The organism is Streptomyces sp. NBC_01171, assembly GCF_045039805.1.
Taxonomy (GTDB): domain Bacteria; phylum Actinomycetota; class Actinomycetes; order Streptomycetales; family Streptomycetaceae; genus Streptomyces.
This window is the reverse complement of sequence record NZ_CP108609.1, coordinates 928,709-946,292: the sequence shown is the minus strand read 5'-3', so window position 1 is coordinate 946,292 and position 17,584 is coordinate 928,709. Positions and strand designations below refer to the sequence as shown.

Genomic DNA, 17,584 nt, shown 5'->3' with positions numbered 1-17,584 from the left:
CGGTGCGCCCGGCCGCGTCCCTTCGATCCGAACGAATGGCCGATTTGCTGCGCCGTGCGCCGGACGGGAGTGGTCGCGGGTCATCTCCGGGTACTCGCGCCGCATCCCAAGTCCCGTACATCGCAAGGGACTTGACGTCCTACGAGAGGGAGCCGAACGATGAACCGCAAGCTCTTCAGGACCGCGCTGCCGCTGATGGGCGCCGTCGCGCTCGCCGCCGTCCCGGCGGTGACCGCGCAGGCCGCGCCCGCGCAGGCGGAGCCCTGTGTCCAGAAGGTCGCGGTGGTGAACAACTCGGGGTTCGTGGTCTCCTGGGCCGCGAGCACCCGTACCGGGGAGCAGTCGCCGTCGACGGACGCCTACCCCGTGAACCAGACCCGGACCATCGACCTGACGACCACGTCGTTCCCGGAGGGCACCGACCTGCGCCCGGTCGTCGACGCCGTCGCCGGCACCACGAACTACGGCAACCGGTACGTCTCGTACTGCGACAACGGCCAGACGGCGACGTACTCCGTCACCGGGACCACGCTGGACTACTCGGTCACGCTGCTCGACTAGCGGGAGTGCACCACGAGGGGGCCGCGTCCGACGGGCGCGGCCCCTTCGCCGCATCCGGCGGCGCGCGGACGGCGAAAGCACAGGTGACGGCTCCCAGCAGGAGGGGCTCGCCAGGAAGGACGTCCGCCTGTCTCCGCACGAGAAGCGGGTACTGGCCGAGATGGAGCGGGCGCTCAGCCGTGACCTGGCGCTCGCCCGGCGGCTCCAGGAGATACGGGCCCCGCTCGCCACCCCGGCCGGGCGGCGCCCGCGCGCCCTCACCGTTGCGATGATCGCCTTCCTCGTCGTCTCGCTCACCCTGCTCGCCGTGGCCGTCGCCTACGCGCGCCCCCTCCTGCTCTGAGTCTTCGCGGCCACCTGGCCGCTGACGCCGGCCGGGCTGATCCGGCTGACACTGCGCTGGAGCCGGGGCATGCGGTCGACGCCCCCCGTGATCGAATAAGGGGCGTGACACGGACCACGCTCGTGTGCCGGTCCGGCCGACGGGAAGGAGAATGGTCGAACCAGGGAGGCTCACGTGACGCGCGACAGGATGGGACTGGCCGAGGTGCTGGCAGCGGCGGAGGCCGCGGCGCCGGTGGCCTCGCTCGACGTGGTCGCGCGCAACCTGCGTGACCGGTTCGGCGCGCAGTACGTGTCGTTCCTGTTCGTCGACGTCGTCGGGCGCCGCGTGGTGCGCGTCACCGAGGAGACGTCCACCCAGCAGGGCCGCCGGGCCGACCAGATCCCACTGGCCGGCAGCATCTACGACGAGGTCCTGCGCACCCAGAAACTGGTACAGGTGACGGACGCCGGTCAGGGACAGCGGGTCCTCGCCCCGGTCACCAACCGCGGCGACACCATCGGGGTGCTCGAGCTGTGGCTGCCCGACGTCACCGAGGACGTACTGGAGCAGGTCGAGGAGGCCGCGCACGCGCTGGCGTACATCGTGGTCACCGACCGCCGCTTCACCGACCTCTACCACTGGGGCCAGCGCACGACCCCGGTGAGTCTCGCCGCGGAGATCCAGCGCCAGCTCCTGCCCTCCGCGCCCTCCTGCGAAGCCGCCGAGTTCGCCCTCGCCGCCGCCCTGGTCACGGCCGACAGCAACGCCGGTGACACCTACGACTACAGCCTCGACCGCGACACCCTGCACCTGTCCATCACCGACGCGATGGGCCACGACGTCGACGCCGCCCTCATGGCCACCCTGCTGGTCAACGCCTCGCGCGGCGCCCGCAGAGCCGGGGCCGGCCTCGGGGAACAGGCCCACCGCATCCACCAGGCCCTGCTCGACCACGGCCGGCGCACCTTCGCCACCGGCCAACTGCTGCGCATCGCCCTCGACGGGAGCCGCGCCCAGATCGTCAACGCCGGGCACGTCTGGCCGCTGCGGCTGCGCGACGGCGTGGTCGAACAGATCCCCCTGCACGTCAACCTGCCCTTCGGCGTGACAGGACAGCACGACCCGCCCGAAGTGCAGGATCTCGACCTGCGGCCCGGCGACCGCCTGCTGCTCTGCACCGACGGCATGCAGGAGCGGCGGGCGGAGTCCGTCGACCTCCCCGGGCTCCTCGAGGCCACCGCCGCGGAGCACCCGCGCGAGGTCGTACGCATCCTGGTCGCCGCGGTCATCGCGGCCTGCGGCGACCGCATCGAGGACGACGCCACCGTGCTCTGCCTGGACTGGTACGGCCCCACCCCCGGCGCCGGCGCGGACCTCTGACCCTCCTCGGTCAGGAAGGGGGAGCGGGTAGGGGGTGCGCGGCGAGCGCCTGTGCCGTGTGGAACAGGTTGGACGCCATGGCCCGCCCGGTGGAGGCCGCCCAGTCGTGGCCGCGCTCCTCGTCCAGGTAGTTCGGGCCCGGGCCGGGGCCGAGGTGCCAGTAGGTCCACGCCTGGCCGGGGATCGTGTACCCGATGTCGCCCAGGGCGCCGTCGATCTCGCTGATCACGTGATGGGCGCCGTCCTCGTTGCCGGTCACCACCACACCGGCCACCCGGTTGTACGCGACCGGCCGTCCCTCGTCGTCCGTCTCGCTGATCATGGCGTCCATCCGCTCCAGCACCCGCTGCGCCACCGACGACGGCTTCCCGACCCAGGTCGGCGACGCGACGACGAGGATCTGGGCGGCGAGCAGCTTCTCGTGCACACCGGGCCACTCGTCCCCGTTCCCCATGTCGGTCTCGACGCCGGGCGCGATGTTCAGATCGACGGCCCGTACGACGTCCACCTCCACTCCGTGTCCCTTGAGTGCGGCGATCACGATCCCCGCGAGCGCCTCGGTGTTCGAGGGCTCGGGGGACGGCTTGAGGGTGCAGTTGACGACCAGAGCGCGCATGGGGGTGTGGGTTCCCCGATCGGGGGGTTCGAAAGGTGGTGGCCGGCGGTATTCGCCCGGACGGCCCGCGTGCGGGTCAGCCGGAGGCCGGGCGCGGCGCGGCTTCTTCCGTGGCCGACCACGAGGCCAGCAGCCGTAGCCCCTCCTCGGAGGCGGAGCCCGGTTCGGCCGTGTAGATGGTCAGGGTCAGGGCGGGGTCGGCGGTGAGCTGGAGGCCCTCGTAGGCCAGGGTGAGGGGGCCGACGGTGGGGTGGTGGAAGTGCTTGGTGCCGGTGCCGTGGTGGCGGACGTCGTGGGCGGCCCATCGGGAGCGGAACTCTGCGCTGCGGGTGGAGAGTTCCCCGACGAGGTCGTGCAGGTCCCTGTCGTACGGGTCGCGGCCGGCCTCGGTGCGGAGGATGGCGACGGCGATGTCGGCGAAGGCGTCCCAGTCCGGGTAGAAGCGCCGGGAGGCCGGGTCGAGGAAGTTGAAGCGGGCGAGGTTCGGCGGCTGGGGGCCGGTGAAGAGGTCGCTGTAGAAGGCGCGGGCCAACGAGTTCGCCGCGACCACGTCCATGCGGGCGTTGCGTACGAAGGCCGGGCCCGCCGTGATGGCGTCCAAGGTCCACTGGAGGCTGCGGTGCGGTGCGCCCTGGCCCCCGGCGCGCCGACGGCGTGGCCGGGTGAGGGCGTCGGAGCCGTCGGCGGCCTGGGCCAGGTGCAGCAGGTGGGCGCGCTCGGCGTCGTCGAGCTGGAGGGCGCGGGCGACGGACTCCAGGACGGCCGGTGAGACCCCGGCCAGGTTTCCGCGTTCCAGCTTGGCGTAGTACTCGACGCTGACGTCCGCCAGCGCCGCGACCTCGCTGCGGCGCAGGCCGGGCACGCGGCGCCGGGGCCCGGCGGGCAGCCCGGCCCGCTCGGGGGTGATCTTCGCTCGCCGCGAGGTCAGGAACTCGCGGACCTCTGCACGGTTGTCCACCCCTCGACGGTACGTCCCGCCCGCCGCAGGAGGGGTGTACTGCCGGTACACCCTTCGACGGTGCCTCGCTGCCCACGCGAAACAGCGGTTACCTGGATACCGAGACAACCGCACCAACCCGTAAGGAGCCCGTCATGCGCGGAGCAGTGATCCACGCCCCCGGCGATGTGCGCTTCGAGACGCTCGACGACCCGAAGATCCTCCAGCCGACCGACGCGATCATCCGTACGGTCGTGACCTGCGTCTGCGGGTCGGACCTGTGGCCGTACCGGGGTGTGGAGCCGATCGGGGACCCGCATCCCATGGGCCACGAGTACGTGGGTGTGGTGGAGGAGGTCGGCAGCGAGGTCACGTCCGTACGGCCGGGCCAGCTCGTCGTGGGGTCCTTCGCCACCTCGGACAACACCTGCGCGAACTGCCGCAACGGCTGGCAGTCCAACTGCCTTCACCGCGAGTTCATGAGCACCTGCCAGGCCGACCTGGTACGCATCCCCAACGCCGAGGGCACCCTCGTCGCCACCGGCGAGACGCCCGGCGACGAGTTCCTGCCCGGCCTGCTCGCCGTCTCCGACGTGATGGGCACCGGCTGGTACGCGGCCCTAGCGGCGGAGGTACGGCCCGGCTCCACCGCGGTCGTCGTCGGGGACGGCGCGGTCGGCCTGTGCGGGGTGATCGCGGCGAAGGAGCAGGGCGCGGAGCGGATCATCGCCATGAGCCGCCATGAGCCCCGGCAGAAGCTCGCCCTGGAGTTCGGGGCGACGGAGATCGTCACCGAGCGCGGGGAGGAGGGCGTCGCCCGGATCAAGGACCTCACCGACGGGATCGGCGCCGACTCGGTCCTGGAGTGCGTCGGTACGGCCGAGTCCATGCGGCAGGCGTTGCACTCGGCCCGGCCCGGCGGCAGCGTCGGCTTCGTCGGCGTCCCGCACGACGTCACGATCGACGCCCAGGAACTCTTCTTCTCCCACGTCGGCCTGCGCGGCGGCCCCGCTCCCGTCCGCCGCTACCTCCCCGAACTGATCGACCTCGTCCTCTCCGGCCGCATCGACCCGGGCAAGGTCTTCGACCTCACGCTCCCCCTGGACCAGGTCGCCGAGGGCTACAAGGCGATGGACGAGCGACGCGCGATCAAGACGCTGCTGAAGCCCTGACCCCTCTGGAGGACCCACCGTGACCACCTATGCCGTGGTCGGGGCCGGCCCCGGCCTGGGGCTCGCCGCCGCCCGCCGCTTCGGCGCCGCCGGACACGCCGTCGCCCTGATCGCCCGAGACGCGGACCACCTGGAGAGCCTGGTCGGGGAACTGGCCCGCGACGGCATCGAGGCCCACGGCTACCCCGCCGACGTACTCGACACCGATTCCCTCGGCACAGTCCTGACGGCGGCCGCCGAGGAGCTGGGGCCGATCGAGATCCTGCAGTACAGCCCGGTACCGCGCGCCGACTTCATGAAGCCGGTCCTCGACACCGACGCCCCCGACCTCGACGCCCCGCTGGCGTTCTCCGTGAAAGGACCGGTCACCTGCGTGCGGGCGGTCCTGCCGGGGATGCGGGCGCTGGGCCGGGGCACGCTGCTGTTCGTCAACGGCGGCACCGCGGTCCGCCCGCATCCCGAGCGGGCCGGAACCTCGATCGCCTTCGCCGCCGAGAGCGCCTACGCGCGCATGCTGCACGACACGCTCGCCGCGGAGAACATCCACGCGGCCCAGCTCGTCGTGCCGGGCGCGATCCACCCCGACGCCGAGCACAGCAGCCCCGAGGCCCTGGCCGAGCGCCTGCACACCCTCCACACCGAGCGCACCGGCTTCCGGCACTACGCCGAGCCGATGCCCGACCAGCCACCGGTACAACAGAGTTGAGAGACACGATGGAATTCGTCCAGCAACAGCCCACCAGCAAGGCCCCGGCCGACTGGTTCACCGGTGACGTGTGGTGGGACGTCATCGTCGCCGGCCAGGAACCCTCCCGCCTGCGCGCCAACCTGGTCCGCTTCGCCCCGGCCGCCCGCACCCACTGGCACTCCCACGCCGTCGGCCAGACCCTCCACGTCGTCTCGGGCGTGGCCCTGATCGGCACCCGCGACGGCACCGTCCTGGAGGCCCACCCGGGAGAGACGGTCACCTGCCCGCCGGGGGAGGAGCACTGGCACGGGGCGGCGCCTGAGCGGTTCATGGAGCACATCGCGATGTGGGAGGGGACGGGTGGGGGTGCGGCGGAGACCACCTGGGCGGAGGCGGTGAGTGAGGAGCAGTACGGCGGGGCGCGTACGCGAAGGTAGCTGTCGGGAACCAACCCCCTGCCTCACTCGGGCGATGCGGGCGGCGTCGCCCTCGATCGAAACCGCCCGCACCGCTGAACGGTCGGCATCGTCACCGGAGTCACGTCATCGAGCCGCCGCATGTGCCGCGAATCTGAGCCTCACTGACGTACCGGCCGGCCCCTCCCTGCGCCCTGTTGCGCGCATGTCAATTCGCGCTACGGTCTACCCGCGTCAACCCACACCTCCCCCACGAGGAGTCGATGCGTCGTGCCCCTGCTCAGACGAGCCCTCGCTCTCACCGCCCCCGCGCTGGCCACCGCCGCGCTGCTCCAGATCCCGGCCCCGGCCCACGCCGCCGTCGTCCCGGATCACGCCGTGATCATCTGCCAGAGCGCCAGCTTCTACGCCAACTACGACAGTTCCTCCGGGCCCACCGGCCTGGTCCGGACGCTGTACTACGGCGACAAGGTCGGCCACACCCGAGGAGCGCACCCCGTCTACAACGGCTGGGCCGCCACCTTCGACTTCGGCCCGAACGACTGGGGCTATGTGCGCGACGAATGCATCGGCGGCTACGGCTCATGGTGAGCCGGGACCTGGGAGGCAAGGGCATGTCCGCACCTCGTACCGTCCGCTTCGCGGCGCTCGCGGCCGCCGTCGGCGCCGTCCTGCTGCTGGGCTCCGGCCCCGCGCAGGCCGCCAACGGCACCGTCGGCACCCGCGAGACCGTCTGCGCGCAGGACCTCTTCGTGCGGACCGAGCCGCTGGGCGCCTGGATGGGCACGCTCAGCAAGGGACAGACGTTCCTGGTGGAGAGCAAGCAGTCCGGCTGGGCGTACGGCTTCGCTTATGGCGACATCAACCGCCGGGGCTGGGTCCAGGACGGCTGGTTCTGCTAGAGCCGACGGAGCCTGGGAAGAGCGCCCCGGTCAGGGCGACATCCGTGCCGCGACCTCCTCCGCGCACTCCCGCAACGCGGGCGCGTGTGCGCGGAGTTGGTCCGCGTCCGTCAGGATGACCGTCGCGGCGAGGGAGAGCGCCAGCGGCGGGGTGCCCTCCGGGCTGTCGGGCAGCGCCACCGCGATCGAGCGGACGCCGATCTCGTTCTCCTCGTCGACCTCCGCCCAGCCCCGCTCCCGTACCAGGGTCAACTCCTCCCGCAGCAGTCCGGGATCGGTGATCGTGCGGGGGGTCACCGCCGGGAGCGGGCCGGCCAGCAGGCGTTCGCGGTCCGCCTCCGGCAGCCAGGCGGCCAGCGCCTTGCCGAGGGAGGTGGCGTGCCAGGGGTTGCGGGTGCCCTCGGCGTTGCGCAGTTGGAGGTGCTGGGTGCCCTGCACCGAGAGGACGAGCAGTACCTCGCTGTCGTCAAGGATGCCCGCGATGACGGGCAGTCCGGTACGCGCGCCGAGTCTGCGCATCGGCGCGGCCGCCGCTGAGTAGCCCGCCGGGGAGCGCTGGAAGCCGCGGGACAGTTCCAGCACGCGGGAGCCCAGCGCGTACCGCCGGGCCTCCTCGTCGTAGGTGGCGAACCGTTCCTCGACCAGGCGGCCGAGGATGCGGTGGGCGCTGCTCACGGGCAACCGCGCGGCGCGGGCGGCGGCGCTCACGCCGAGGCCGGCGGGGTGCTCGGCCAGCACGGTGAGCAGCCGCAGCCCCCGGCCCAGCATGTCGTCGCCGGATGGTGTGGTCACCGTGCGCGCCTTTCGTCGTTCACTGCCGCTGTCGTGGCCGGGATGGGGATGGGGTGCGGCGGCCGTTCCGTACGCATGCCGGGGCGGCCGCCGCCTCGACGGTCACCGTACCGGGACCGGGCCGGCGCTCCTCGCGGGCTCGGGTGCCGCGAGGGTCAGCACGGCGGCGACCAGGGTGCACACCGCCATCAGGCCGAAGGCGCCCGCGTCGCCCAGCTCGGTGCCGCGCACCCAGCCGACCAGGTAGGTCCCGGCGAACGAGCCGAGCGCACCGAAGGAGTTGACCAGCGCGACGGCCGCGCCCGCGATCCCCGGCGGGGCGAGGGTGGTGACGAGCGCGAAGTACGGGCCGTACGGGGCGTACAGGCACACGCCGGCCACCACCAGCAGGGTGAGGGCGAGCGGGAAGTCGTCGCCGGCCGCGTACGAGCCGAGCAGGGCGAGACCGGCGCAGGCCAGCCAGGGCCACACGGCCACCCGCCGGCGCCCGCTGCGGTCGGAGAGGCGGGAGTTGACCAGCATGGCCACGGCCGCACAGGCGTACGGGATCGCGGTGAGCAGGCCGGTGGCGCCGATGCCCTCGCCGGAGCCCTGCTTGATGATGGCCGGGAGCCAGAAGACGAAGCCGTACATGCCGAAGGACCAGAAGAAATACTGCGCGGCCATGGTGAGCACGGCGGGGGAGCGCAGCACCCGGCCGTACCGCTCGCGCAGGGTGCCGGTCACCGGCGGTGCGGCCGCCTTCTCCGCCGCCAAGTCCGCCCTTAGCAGCGCGAGTTCGGGCTCGGGGAGATTACGGGCCTGCTCCGGGCGGTCCTTGATGAGCCAGAGGCAGCACACGCCCCACAGCACCGACGGCACGCCCTCGGCGACGAACATCACCCGCCAGTCCGAGACCGACACCAGCCAGCCGGAGACCGCCGACAGCCACATCACCGTGACCGGGTTGCCCAGGATGAGGAAGGTGTTGGCGCGCCCGCGCTCGCCGCGCGTGAACCAGCGGCCGAGCAGCATCACCATCGACGGCAGCACCGCGCCCTCCACCACCCCGAGCGCGAAGCGCACCGCGATGAGCTGGGCCGGGCTGCTGAGCAGGCCCTGGAGTACGGCGAGCAGTCCCCAGGCCACGGTCGACCAGGCCACCAGGCGGCGGGCGCTGCGCTGTTCGGCGTAGATCGTGCCGGGGATCTGGAAGAAGAAGTAGCCGAGGAAGAACGAGGCGGCGATCAGGGAGTCCGCCCCCGCCGACAGTCTCAGGTCCTCGGCCATGCCGCCGGCGGAGGCGATCGCGTAGTTGGACTTGTCGAGATAGGCGAGCGAGTAGGTGACGAACGCGACCGGCATCAGGTACCGGGCGCGGGAGGACCGCCAGAAGCCTGTCTGTGCGGGTGCCGACGCCGCGGTGTCGGTGGCGGGTGACGTCGCTGTCATCCCAGACCCCCTGTTTTCCGTGTGATGGAAAGTGTTTCACTGGACGGAAAGCACGGTACGAGACGGAGGGTCCGATGACCAGAGATCTGCACCACACCGCCACCGGCGTCCTGCTGCCCTGGCCCGGTCTGGACCGGCAGCACGGTCCCTGGCCCGAGGGTGTGGAGGTCCAGGTGTGGGACGGCGTCACCCCCGGCAGCGAACCCGCCGACGACGTACTCGCGCGCGTCGGCCTGTGGGTGATGCCCTATGCAGTGCCGGACGCCGTGCGCCTGCTGCCGAAGCTGACCGGCCTGCGCGCGGTGCAGTCACTCAGCGCCGGGGTCGAGAAGCTTCTCCCGCTCATGCCCGCCGGGGTCACCCTGCACAACGGGCGCGGTCTGCACGACGCCTCCACCGCCGAGCACGCCCTCGGGCTGATCCTCGCCGCCCAGCGGGACCTCCCGCAGTGGGTCGCCGACCAGGGCGCCGGGCGCTGGGAGCCGCACTTCACCCGCTCGCTCGCCGACGCCCGCGTCACGATCGTCGGCTACGGCTCCATCGGCGCGGCACTGGAGCGGAGGCTGCTCGCCTGCGAGGCGGACGTTGTCCGGGTGGCGCGGCGCGCCCGCCCCGAGGAGGGCGTCCACGCGGTGGCCGACCTGCCCGCACTGCTGCCGGAGACGGACATCGTGGTGCTCGTCCTGCCCGAGAACCCGCACACCGTCGGCATGTTCGGCGCCGAGGAGCTGGCCGCGCTGCCCGACGGCGCGCTGGTCGTCAACGTCGGCCGCGGCCGCACGCTGGACACCGACGCCCTGCTCGCCGAGACCCGGTCGGGCAGGCTGCGGGCGGCCCTGGACGTCACCGACCCCGAGCCGCTGCCCGCCGGCCACCCCCTGCGGCACGCCCCCGGCGTGCTCCTCACCCCACATGTCGCGGGCGGCTCGGCCGCGTTCCGCCCCCGCGCGGAACGCCTGATCGTCGAGCAGGTACGCCGGTTCGCCGCCGGGGAGCCGCTGCACCACCTCTTCCCGCGCGACTGAGATCAAGGGCCGTCCTGGCAAAGGCCCTTGACGCTTCGTCAGGCCCCGCCCCGCTCGCGCGGGATCTTCAGCCCCGCCTCGATCGCCACCGGCAGCCGGTTCTCCGCCGGGGGCAGCGGGCAGGTGGCGAGGTCGGTGTAGGCGCAGGGCAGGTTCGCCGCCCGGTTGAAGTCCAGCACCACCGTGCCGTCGGCGGCGGGCGGCGCCAGGGAGAGCACCCGGTTCGCGGCGTACGTGGTGCGGCCGGAGGTCTCGTCGGTGAACAGCACCATCAGCCCGCCGGGGCCCTTGCCGGGGAACGCGGTCAGGGCCAGCGGGCGGCCGTCCAGCTCGAACGTGATCCGGCCCGGCGCGTCGTACACGTGCTGGAGGTCCTCCACGGCCGCGCCCACGGTGGTCGGGCGGGGCTCGGGGAAGGGCTCGTAGCGGCCTGTCACCACCCAGCGCGGGTCCGGCGCGTAGGACGGCGTGCCGGCGAAGGCGGTGCGCAGCGGGGCGTCCGGGTGCCGGGGACGGACGATGTCGTGGCCGCCGCGCTTGGCCACCTCGATCACCGCGTCGCCCCACACCGCCTCGACGCCGCCGCGCTCGGGGAGCACGCCGAAGTGATGCTCGCCGCGCACCGGTTCACCGGCCACGGTGAGTTCCTCGCCCTCGTCCAGGGTCACGGTGACGCCCTCGGGGCCGGTGCGCCAGGTACCGGGGGCGTCGGGGAAGCGCTGCGGCTGCTCGTCCAGCCAGTTCAGGCTGGTCACCGCGAGGAAGCCGTGCGGGTCGGCGAGGTTCTCCTCGTGCGCGCGGTACCAGTCCAGCCAGGACTCGGTGAAGGCGTGGAGGTCCGTCGCGGGGGCGTGGGTGGTCATCGGTGCTCCTTCGTCGTCTGCCTGAGGGGGGCGGGTCATTCCGCCAGTTCGCCGAGGAGGGCGTAGGTGCGCAGCCGGGACGCGTCACCGGCGATCTCCGTGCCGGTCAGGACCACCTCCGTCGCCCCCGCGTCCCGGTAGCGGCGCACCTCGGCGGCGACCGTCTTCTCGTCGCCGATCACCGCCAGGTCGGCGGCCCGGCGGGCGCCGGAGAGTTCGAGGACCCTGGCGTAGGACGGGATCTGCTCGTAGAACGCGAGCTGCTCGGTGGCGGTCTCCCGTACGGCGTCCGCGTCGTCGGTGACCACGCCGGGGACCAGGGCCACGATCCGGGGCGCGGGCCGCCCGGCGGCCTCGGCCGCCGCGTTGACCGCCGGGACGATGTCCCGCTCCAGCGCGCGGGGCCCGGCGAGGTAGGGCAGGATGCCGTCGGCCAGTTCACCGCTGACCTTGAGCGCCTGCGGACCCATCGCGGCGACGAGCACGGGTACGCCGTCCTCGGCGCCCGGGACGCGCGCCGGGACCGGGGTGGCGGCGGTGAGCAGCTCGCCGTGGAAGTCGGCCTCGCCGTGCTCGGTGAGCTGGCGCAGCGCGGTGAGGAACTCGCGCAGCCGGGCGATGGGACGCTCGAAGGGCAGGCCGAAGCCGCCCTCGGTCAGCAGCTTGGTGCCCACGGCCAGACCCAGGTGGTACCGGCCGTGGGTGGCCGCCTGGGCGGTCTGGGCCTGGCTGGAGACGAGCAGGGGGTGGCGGCCGAAGACCGGGATCGCGGAGGTGCCGACCTGGAGACCGGGTACCTCGCGGCCGACGAGGGCGGCGAGCTGGGGCGAGTCCGCGCCGAAGGTCTGCCCGAACCAGGCGGACCGTACTCCCGCCGCGGCGGCCTCGCGGGCCTGGAGCACGGAGGCGTCGACCTGGTTCGCGGCGCCGGGCGTGTTGAGCGCTACTCCAACAGTCATGACAGGAAGAACGGCCACGGCCCGGGGCCGCATTCCGGTCCGTGTGTGACAGGTTCTTTGCGGGTGTGTGGAGGCCCGTCACCCGTACGGCGACCCGGCGCGGTTCGCGGTCGGGGTCCAGGGAACTCGGGGGCGCATGATTCACAGCATCCTGCGAGGCGGCGCGGCAGGCGCCGCCGGGACGACCGCCCTCAACGCCGTCACCTATGCCGACATGGCCCTGCGGGGCAGGTCCGCCAGTGACGTGCCCGCCGAGGCCGCCGACAGGCTCGCCGAGGCCGTGGGCCTCCATGTCGGCGGGACCGGGGAGCAGCGGGACAACCGGCTGTCCGCGCTCGGGGCGCTGAGCGGCATCGGCGTGGGCGTCGCCACCGGCGTGGTCGTCTCCCTGGCGCACCGCGCCGGTGCCCGGGTGCCGTGGTGGCTGGGGACCCTGGCGACCGGCGTCCTCGCCATGGCGGCCATGGACGCCTCCATGACGCGGCTCGGTGTCACCGACCCCCGGACGTGGTCCGTCACGGACTGGGTGTCGGACCTGGTGCCGCACCTGGTCTTCGGTGCCGTCACCTACGGCGGGGTGGCCGGTGCCGTCCCTCGCGCCGCGCCGTAGCCAGTCGTCGCGAACGGCCGTGCGGCAGGCATGACCCGCAACCTCTCCCCAGGGCCTGGCTGTTAGGTGAGGCAGAGGCCCAAGGTTTCGCGACCATGACGCGGCGGCCACCGCGCTCACGGGTGACATGAGAGACGACCGGGACGGCAGGGACGACACGAACGCGCGCGACAACCGCCGCCCGCCCCCGCGCGGGGAGGTCCACTGGCTGCCACCGCACCCGCCTCACGACGAGTGCCCCTGGTGCCGGCTGCTCCTCCAGCCGGCCGACCAGCCCCCCGAGCCCCCGCCCGAACGGGGCCGGCACCTCGCCGCCCGCCTCAGAACCGTGATGGTGGCCTTCTCCGCCCTGGTCACCCTCGTGGCCGCCGCGGTCACGACCTGGCGCACCTGACCCCGCCTCACCCCCCCTCGGGCAGCGGCACCGACCACACCAGCACCGCGCCACCGCCCTCCGCGACGCCCAACTCCAGGCGACCGCCGAGTTGTTCGGCGTCGACTCCACGTATCGGTCCCGCGTACGGCCCGGTACGCGGAACCGGAGGGAGAGGATCACCGGCCCGCCGCCGGGGGCCGATCGTCACCGGCGTCCGCCTCGGCGCCCCGGACGGCATCCTGCGGGACGACTGAGAGGCGCGCCCTCACGACATCGGGAGGGCCACCTCGTGCCGGTCCGCGCCCAGCACCACCTTCAACGCGCCGGTCTCGGCGGCGTGGGCGAACACCTCGTACGCCTCCGCCATGTGGTTCAGCGGGAAGGTGTGCGTGACCAGCTCCGCGGTCGGCAGCCGGCCCGCCGCGGCCATCCGCAGCAGGGTCGGGGTGGAGTACGTGTCCACCAGGCCCGTCGTGATGGTGACGTCCCTGATCCAGAGGTCCTCCAGGTGCAGCATCGCCGGGGAACCGTGGACGCCGACGTTGGCCACGTGCCCGCAGGGCCGCACCACCTGGGTGCACAGCTCGAAGCTCTCCGGCACGCCGACCGCCTCCACGGCCACGTCCGCGCCGAGCCCGCCCGTGAGGTCGTCCACCAGCATCCGCGGGTCCTCCCCGGCGAAGGCGACGACATCCGCACCCAGCCGCCGGGCCGCCTGCAGCCGGGTCCTGGCCAGGTCCACCACGATGATCCGCTCCGGGGCGTACAGCCGGGCCGTGACCACGGCCGCCAGCCCGATCGGACCCGCGCCCACGATCACCACCGTGTCACCCGCACGGACCTGGCCGTTGAGCACGCCCACCTCGTACGCGGTCGGGAAGATGTCCGCCAGCAGCACCGCGGCCTCGCTCGGCACGGCCGCCGGCAGCGGGTGCACGGAGAGGTCGGCGAACGGGACCCGGACGTACTCGGCCTGGGTGCCGTCCACGAGATGGCCGAGTATCCAGCCGCCCCCGCCGAGGCACTGGCCGTACCGGCCCTCCCGGCAGAAGCGGCACCGGCCGCACGACGCGATGCAGGAGACCAGCACCCGGTCGCCCGGCCGGACCGTGCGCACGTCGCTGCCCACGTCGACGATCTCGCCCACCGCCTCGTGGCCCAGCACCGTGCCGGGTGGCACCTCGGGCACGTCGCCCTTGAGGATGTGCAGGTCGGTCCCGCAGATGGACACCATGCCGACCTTCACTATCGCGTCGGTCGGCTCCTTGATGCCGGGGTCCGGGACGTTGTCCCAGGACGCCTGGCCCGGTCCGTGAAAGACGAAGCCCTTCATGACGCTCCTCACCTCGTCGGCCGGCCCGCTGCTGACCCCGCGCCTGCCGTCACGGCCCGGACCGGCCCCTGCTTCCAGCTTCGCCGCCCCGGCCCTCCCGCGCATGGGCCGCCCGGCCCACGCCTGACGGACCGGGCCGCACGGGTACCCAGATCGGGACTCCTGCGGCCGCTGCGGGCCACCGGTCTGCGCAGCGCCTTCGAGGTGCGGAGCGAGCCGGTGCTGTGCGGGGCGGTCTGCCGAGGGCGGCTACGCCGGTTCCGGGACCACCGCGACCGGGCAGGGGGCGCGGTGGAGCACGCCGTGGGCGACCCGGCCGAGCTGGAGGCCGAAGCCGCCGTGCCGGGGGTGGGCCCCGACCACGAGGAGGGTGGCGCCGCGCGCGGCCTCGACGAGGGCGTCCCGGGTGTGGCCCTCGGGGGTACGGACGAGCGTCGCCACCCCGTCCGGCACGTCCCGCAGGGCCTCGGCCACCACCTCCCGCGCGGCCTCCTCCGGGTCGCCCTCGCCCGCGTCGTGGCCGGTGAAGGGGCCCGAGGGCCGCCGCCAGGCGCGTACAGCCTCCAGCGGGAGCCCGCGCAGCTCGGCCTCCTCGGCGGCGAACCGGACGGCGGCCGCGTCCTGCGGCTTGTCGCCGACCGCCAGCACGATCCGCGGGGAACCGCCCCACTCGTCCTCGGGGCCGTCGCGCAGCACGAACACCGGGCAGTGCGCGTGCCCGGCGACCGTCAGGCTGACCGAGCCGAGCAGCGCCTCGGTGACCCCGCTGCGGCCCCGGCTGCCGAGGACCACCGCGCGGGCGGTACCGCTCTCCCGGACGAGCGCGTACTCCGGTTCGCCGGCCAGCACATCCGTGGTGACCTCCACGCCGGGCCGGCGCGACCGGGCCCGCGCCTCGGCGGTGCCGACCACGTCCCTGGCCATGACCTCCTCGACGGGACGGTTCAGCTCCTGGGCGATCAGCTCGCCCTCGTAGCGCTCCCAGAGCGAGGCGTACACCAGGCGCAGCGGCGCCCCGCGCAGGGCGGCCTCCTCGGCACCCCAGTCCACGGCGCGCAGGCTGGGCGCGGAACCGTCCACACCGACCACGATCGGCTCGTCCATGGGGATCTCCACTTCGGTCAGGCGTGCGGGACGACGGCGACGGGGGCGGGGGAGTGGTGCAGCACGGCGTGCGCGACATGCCCGATGCGGGCGCCCAGCCGGGCCTTGCGCACCCTGCGGCCGACCACGACGAGGCAGGCGTCGCGGGAGGCGTCCACCATGACCGACCCGGCGCTTCCCTCGACGGCCGCCTCGGCCACGTCGACGTCAGGGAACGACTCCCGCCAGGGCTCCAGCGCCCGGCCGAGCATGAACGCGTTGCGCGGCTCGAGCGCCTCTTGGAGGACCGGGGGCGCCTCCGCCTCGTAGGCGTAACCGGGGCTGTTGTACGAGGGCGGGGGCTGCGGCACCCAGGCGTACACCACCCGCAGCGGGGCGCCGCGCAGCGCGGCGGTGCCGAAGGCGAACTCCAGCAGGGCCGCGTTGGGCATGGTGATGTCCAGGCCCAGTACGACCGGCCGGAACGGGGTCGCGGCCGACGGGATGCCCGTGGGGTCGGCCCGGTGCTCGTCGGCGGCCTGTTCGCCGGCCCTGACCAGCACCACCGGACAGTCGGCGTGACCGGTGACCGCCAGGCCCACCGAGCCCACGATGAACCCGTGCAGCCCGCCCAGGCCGCGCGAGCCGAGCGCCAGCAGCTCGGACGTCCCGGCGGCCTCGCACAGCACGTCCACCGGGTCCCCGGTGCGCCGCCCGGTGATCACCTCCAGGCCGGGGTGGCGCAGCCGCAGCCCCTCCGCGCTGTCGTCCGGCGCCCGCTCGATCCAGTCCTGCTCGGCCTCGGCACCCAGCAGCGGGGCCTGCGCCAGCGGGTCGGGCAGCGGCTCCCACACCTGGACGAGCCGCAGGGGCAGCCCGCGCAGCACCGCCTCGCGCGCCGCCCACTCGACGGCGGCCCGGCTCTCGGCGGAGCCGTCCAGTCCCGCGGTCACGGTTCGGGGCATCGCCTGCACCTCCCTGGCTCTTCCGGTCCGGCTCTGCCGGGGGCCCGTACGGGGCCCACCCACCAGCCTGACCGCAACGGGCTCTCCGGGCCACGGCCACAGGTCCCTCCGGGGGACCGGGCGTCGCGCCGGGTGGGTCCGGTCGGCCCTGGTGTGGACCTCGTAGAGAGGCGATGATCGTGCCGATGGGCCGTCGTGGCGCCCCTCGGCCCAGGGGAACGAGAGACCGTCATGTCCGAGACACGCACCTTCACGGACCAGGACCCCGTCCGGGTCTTCCTACTGGACGACCACGAGGTCGTCCGCCGGGGCCTCGCCGACCTGCCGACGCCGAACCCGACATCGCCGTGGGCGGCGAGGCCGACACCGCCGCGCACGCCCGCGGGCCCGCGCTGCGCCCGTACGTCGCCGTGCCCGACGTACGCCCGGCCGGGGACCCTTCGGTCCCCGGCCGGACGAGCGCCAGAAGACGGGGAGCGCTAGAAGACGATGCCCACGTGGGCCAGCGCCTGCTTCAGCAGGGCGCCGTGGCCGCCCGGCATCTCGCCGTGCAGCGCCGCCGAGGCGGCTTCCTGCGGGGTGAACCAGACCAGGTCCAGGGCGTCCTGCCGGGGACGGCAGTCACCGGTCACCGGCACGATGTAGGCCAGCGACACCGCGTGCTGACGCGGGTCGTGGTACGGGGTGACACCGGCCGTGGGGAAGTACTCCGCGACCGTGAACGGCTGCGTGGAGGCGGGGACCCGGGGCAGCGCGACCGGGCCGAGGTCCTTCTCCAGGTGCCGCAGCAGCGCGTCGCGCACCCGCTCGTGGTGCAGGACGCGGCCGGAGACCAGGGTGCGGCTGACGGTGCCGTCCGGGCCGATGCGCAACAGCAGCCCGATACTGGTGACTTCACCGCTGTCGTCCACCCGCACGGGCACGGCCTCGACGTACAGGATCGGCAGCCGGGCCCTGGCCATCTCCAGCTCGTCCGTGGTCAGCCAGCCGGGCGTGGTCTCGGTCATGTCAGACATTGCTTGATCATACTTTCCGGGTGGGGACCCGCCGCGGGCGCGGGCGGGCTCGGACACAGGCGGCTCACGTGGGCCGGCGGGCTCACGGTCAGAACTCCATGGCGGCCGCCTTCCCCGCAATCCGCTCGTTGTGC

At 73.6% G+C, this 17,584-nt stretch carries 22 protein-coding genes and 1 pseudogene; 13 read left to right on the top strand and 10 right to left on the bottom strand.

Translation table 11 applies throughout. From position 1 onward, the window contains the following. Positions 1–159: 159 nt before the first annotated feature. The 3 genes from OG448_RS04445 to OG448_RS04435 all read left to right on the top strand — a co-directional run bounded on the left by OG448_RS04445 (position 160) and on the right by OG448_RS04435 (position 2,266). On the top strand, positions 160–561 hold the full coding sequence (locus OG448_RS04445; RefSeq protein WP_405551618.1) for a hypothetical protein: 402 nt from the start codon (positions 160–162) through the stop codon (positions 559–561). Positions 562–613: 52 nt separating this feature from the next. Further along, entirely contained in the window at positions 614–904 is a 291-nt protein-coding gene (locus tag OG448_RS04440; RefSeq protein WP_405558680.1) for a DUF3040 domain-containing protein, read from the top strand. A gap of 174 nt (positions 905–1,078) precedes the next feature. Beyond that, positions 1,079–2,266 carry a PP2C family protein-serine/threonine phosphatase gene (locus tag OG448_RS04435; protein ID WP_405551617.1) on the top strand — a complete coding sequence of 396 codons (1,188 nt, stop codon included), beginning with the start codon at positions 1,079–1,081 and terminating at the stop codon, positions 2,264–2,266. Between the two features lie 10 nt (positions 2,267–2,276). Here OG448_RS04435 and OG448_RS04430 read toward each other — a convergent pair whose 3' ends face one another. Both OG448_RS04430 and OG448_RS04425 read right to left on the bottom strand, forming a co-directional pair. Beyond that, a complete protein-coding gene (locus OG448_RS04430) occupies positions 2,277–2,882 on the bottom strand; it encodes a flavodoxin family protein (RefSeq protein WP_405551616.1) in 606 nt (201 codons plus the stop codon). Between the two features lie 76 nt (positions 2,883–2,958). Continuing rightward, positions 2,959–3,840, bottom strand: coding sequence for a helix-turn-helix transcriptional regulator (locus OG448_RS04425; protein ID WP_405551615.1), 882 nt, complete (start codon positions 3,838–3,840; stop codon positions 2,959–2,961). Between the two features lie 134 nt (positions 3,841–3,974). Here OG448_RS04425 and OG448_RS04420 point away from each other — a divergent pair, with 134 nt between their 5' ends. The 5 genes from OG448_RS04420 to OG448_RS04400 all read left to right on the top strand — a co-directional run bounded on the left by OG448_RS04420 (position 3,975) and on the right by OG448_RS04400 (position 6,997). Further along, positions 3,975–4,991 (top strand): zinc-dependent alcohol dehydrogenase family protein, encoded by a 1,017-nt coding sequence (locus tag OG448_RS04420; protein ID WP_405551614.1) that lies wholly within the window; start codon positions 3,975–3,977, stop codon positions 4,989–4,991. 19 nt (positions 4,992–5,010) lie between these two features. After that, positions 5,011–5,697: an SDR family NAD(P)-dependent oxidoreductase gene (locus tag OG448_RS04415; protein ID WP_405551613.1), complete on the top strand. Its 687-nt coding sequence runs from the start codon at positions 5,011–5,013 to the stop codon at positions 5,695–5,697. A gap of 8 nt (positions 5,698–5,705) precedes the next feature. Next, on the top strand, positions 5,706–6,116 hold the full coding sequence (locus OG448_RS04410; RefSeq protein ID WP_405551612.1) for a cupin domain-containing protein: 411 nt from the start codon (positions 5,706–5,708) through the stop codon (positions 6,114–6,116). A 249-nt stretch (positions 6,117–6,365) separates the two neighbouring features. Beyond that, positions 6,366–6,686, top strand: a complete 321-nt coding sequence (locus OG448_RS04405; RefSeq protein WP_405551611.1) for a hypothetical protein — start codon at positions 6,366–6,368, stop codon at positions 6,684–6,686. Between the two features lie 23 nt (positions 6,687–6,709). Next, positions 6,710–6,997, top strand: a complete 288-nt coding sequence (locus OG448_RS04400; protein ID WP_389006004.1) for a hypothetical protein — start codon at positions 6,710–6,712, stop codon at positions 6,995–6,997. 30 nt (positions 6,998–7,027) lie between these two features. Here OG448_RS04400 and OG448_RS04395 read toward each other — a convergent pair whose 3' ends face one another. Both OG448_RS04395 and OG448_RS04390 read right to left on the bottom strand, forming a co-directional pair. Then, entirely contained in the window at positions 7,028–7,789 is a 762-nt protein-coding gene (locus OG448_RS04395) for an IclR family transcriptional regulator (RefSeq protein WP_405551610.1), read from the bottom strand. Positions 7,790–7,891: 102 nt separating this feature from the next. Beyond that, positions 7,892–9,220 carry an MFS transporter gene (locus OG448_RS04390; RefSeq protein ID WP_405551609.1) on the bottom strand — a complete coding sequence of 443 codons (1,329 nt, stop codon included), beginning with the start codon at positions 9,218–9,220 and terminating at the stop codon, positions 7,892–7,894. Positions 9,221–9,294: 74 nt separating this feature from the next. On the opposite strand from OG448_RS04390, the gene OG448_RS04385 reads away from it, so the two are divergent. Beyond that, entirely contained in the window at positions 9,295–10,245 is a 951-nt protein-coding gene (locus tag OG448_RS04385) for a 2-hydroxyacid dehydrogenase (protein WP_405551608.1), read from the top strand. Between the two features lie 38 nt (positions 10,246–10,283). Here the strand turns inward: OG448_RS04385 and OG448_RS04380 are convergent, their stop codons facing one another. Further along, positions 10,284–11,108, bottom strand: coding sequence for a DUF1684 domain-containing protein (locus OG448_RS04380; protein WP_391293491.1), 825 nt, complete (start codon positions 11,106–11,108; stop codon positions 10,284–10,286). Between the two features lie 35 nt (positions 11,109–11,143). Next, the gene (locus OG448_RS04375; RefSeq protein ID WP_405551607.1) at positions 11,144–12,067 is read right to left on the bottom strand and encodes an LLM class F420-dependent oxidoreductase; all 924 of its coding nucleotides are present in this window, start codon (positions 12,065–12,067) and stop codon (positions 11,144–11,146) included. Between the two features lie 136 nt (positions 12,068–12,203). On the opposite strand from OG448_RS04375, the gene OG448_RS04370 reads away from it, so the two are divergent. Together OG448_RS04370 and OG448_RS04365 are read left to right on the top strand one after the other, a co-directional pair. After that, positions 12,204–12,677 (top strand): hypothetical protein, encoded by a 474-nt coding sequence (locus OG448_RS04370; RefSeq protein WP_405551606.1) that lies wholly within the window; start codon positions 12,204–12,206, stop codon positions 12,675–12,677. 127 nt (positions 12,678–12,804) lie between these two features. Next, positions 12,805–13,071: a hypothetical protein gene (locus OG448_RS04365; protein WP_405551605.1), complete on the top strand. Its 267-nt coding sequence runs from the start codon at positions 12,805–12,807 to the stop codon at positions 13,069–13,071. Positions 13,072–13,318: 247 nt separating this feature from the next. On the opposite strand, the gene OG448_RS04360 is transcribed toward OG448_RS04365, so the two are convergent. After that, positions 13,319–14,386: a zinc-dependent alcohol dehydrogenase family protein gene (locus OG448_RS04360; RefSeq protein ID WP_405551604.1), complete on the bottom strand. Its 1,068-nt coding sequence runs from the start codon at positions 14,384–14,386 to the stop codon at positions 13,319–13,321. Here OG448_RS04360 and OG448_RS04355 point away from each other — a divergent pair. Continuing rightward, complete coding sequence (locus OG448_RS04355; protein ID WP_405551603.1) at positions 14,385–14,513, top strand: hypothetical protein; 129 nt, start codon at positions 14,385–14,387, stop codon at positions 14,511–14,513. The two genes, OG448_RS04360 and OG448_RS04355, sit on opposite strands and share 2 nt — an antisense overlap. A 122-nt stretch (positions 14,514–14,635) precedes the next feature. Here OG448_RS04355 and OG448_RS04350 read toward each other — a convergent pair whose 3' ends face one another. Continuing rightward, positions 14,636–15,490, bottom strand: a complete 855-nt coding sequence (locus tag OG448_RS04350) for a universal stress protein (RefSeq protein ID WP_405551602.1) — start codon at positions 15,488–15,490, stop codon at positions 14,636–14,638. A gap of 17 nt (positions 15,491–15,507) precedes the next feature. Then, positions 15,508–16,434: a universal stress protein gene (locus OG448_RS04345; protein ID WP_405551601.1), complete on the bottom strand. Its 927-nt coding sequence runs from the start codon at positions 16,432–16,434 to the stop codon at positions 15,508–15,510. A gap of 231 nt (positions 16,435–16,665) precedes the next feature. Here OG448_RS04345 and OG448_RS04340 point away from each other — a divergent pair. Next, positions 16,666–16,871, top strand: a pseudogene (locus OG448_RS04340) (DNA-binding response regulator); the annotation flags it as partial. A 42-nt stretch (positions 16,872–16,913) separates the two neighbouring features. Here OG448_RS04340 and OG448_RS04335 read toward each other — a convergent pair. Next, positions 16,914–17,441 (bottom strand): NUDIX hydrolase family protein, encoded by a 528-nt coding sequence (locus OG448_RS04335; RefSeq protein WP_405558678.1) that lies wholly within the window; start codon positions 17,439–17,441, stop codon positions 16,914–16,916. Positions 17,442–17,584 lie beyond the last annotated feature (143 nt).

Coding starts and splice junctions, on each gene's coding strand:
- OG448_RS04445 (WP_405551618.1), top strand. CDS start 160: ATGAACCGCAAGCTCTTCAGGACCGCGCTGCCGCTGATGGGCGCCGTC.
- OG448_RS04430 (WP_405551616.1), bottom strand. CDS start 2,882: ATGCGCGCTCTGGTCGTCAACTGCACCCTCAAGCCGTCCCCCGAGCCC.
- OG448_RS04420 (WP_405551614.1), top strand. CDS start 3,975: ATGCGCGGAGCAGTGATCCACGCCCCCGGCGATGTGCGCTTCGAGACG.
- OG448_RS04410 (WP_405551612.1), top strand. CDS start 5,706: ATGGAATTCGTCCAGCAACAGCCCACCAGCAAGGCCCCGGCCGACTGG.
- OG448_RS04400 (WP_389006004.1), top strand. CDS start 6,710: ATGTCCGCACCTCGTACCGTCCGCTTCGCGGCGCTCGCGGCCGCCGTC.
- OG448_RS04390 (WP_405551609.1), bottom strand. CDS start 9,220: ATGACAGCGACGTCACCCGCCACCGACACCGCGGCGTCGGCACCCGCA.
- OG448_RS04385 (WP_405551608.1), top strand. CDS start 9,295: ATGACCAGAGATCTGCACCACACCGCCACCGGCGTCCTGCTGCCCTGG.
- OG448_RS04380 (WP_391293491.1), bottom strand. CDS start 11,108: ATGACCACCCACGCCCCCGCGACGGACCTCCACGCCTTCACCGAGTCC.
- OG448_RS04375 (WP_405551607.1), bottom strand. CDS start 12,067: ATGACTGTTGGAGTAGCGCTCAACACGCCCGGCGCCGCGAACCAGGTC.
- OG448_RS04370 (WP_405551606.1), top strand. CDS start 12,204: ATGATTCACAGCATCCTGCGAGGCGGCGCGGCAGGCGCCGCCGGGACG.
- OG448_RS04365 (WP_405551605.1), top strand. CDS start 12,805: ATGAGAGACGACCGGGACGGCAGGGACGACACGAACGCGCGCGACAAC.
- OG448_RS04355 (WP_405551603.1), top strand. CDS start 14,385: ATGACGCTCCTCACCTCGTCGGCCGGCCCGCTGCTGACCCCGCGCCTG.
- OG448_RS04360 (WP_405551604.1), bottom strand. CDS start 14,386: ATGAAGGGCTTCGTCTTTCACGGACCGGGCCAGGCGTCCTGGGACAAC.
- OG448_RS04350 (WP_405551602.1), bottom strand. CDS start 15,490: ATGGACGAGCCGATCGTGGTCGGTGTGGACGGTTCCGCGCCCAGCCTG.
- OG448_RS04345 (WP_405551601.1), bottom strand. CDS start 16,434: ATGCCCCGAACCGTGACCGCGGGACTGGACGGCTCCGCCGAGAGCCGG.
- OG448_RS04335 (WP_405558678.1), bottom strand. CDS start 17,441: ATGACCGAGACCACGCCCGGCTGGCTGACCACGGACGAGCTGGAGATG.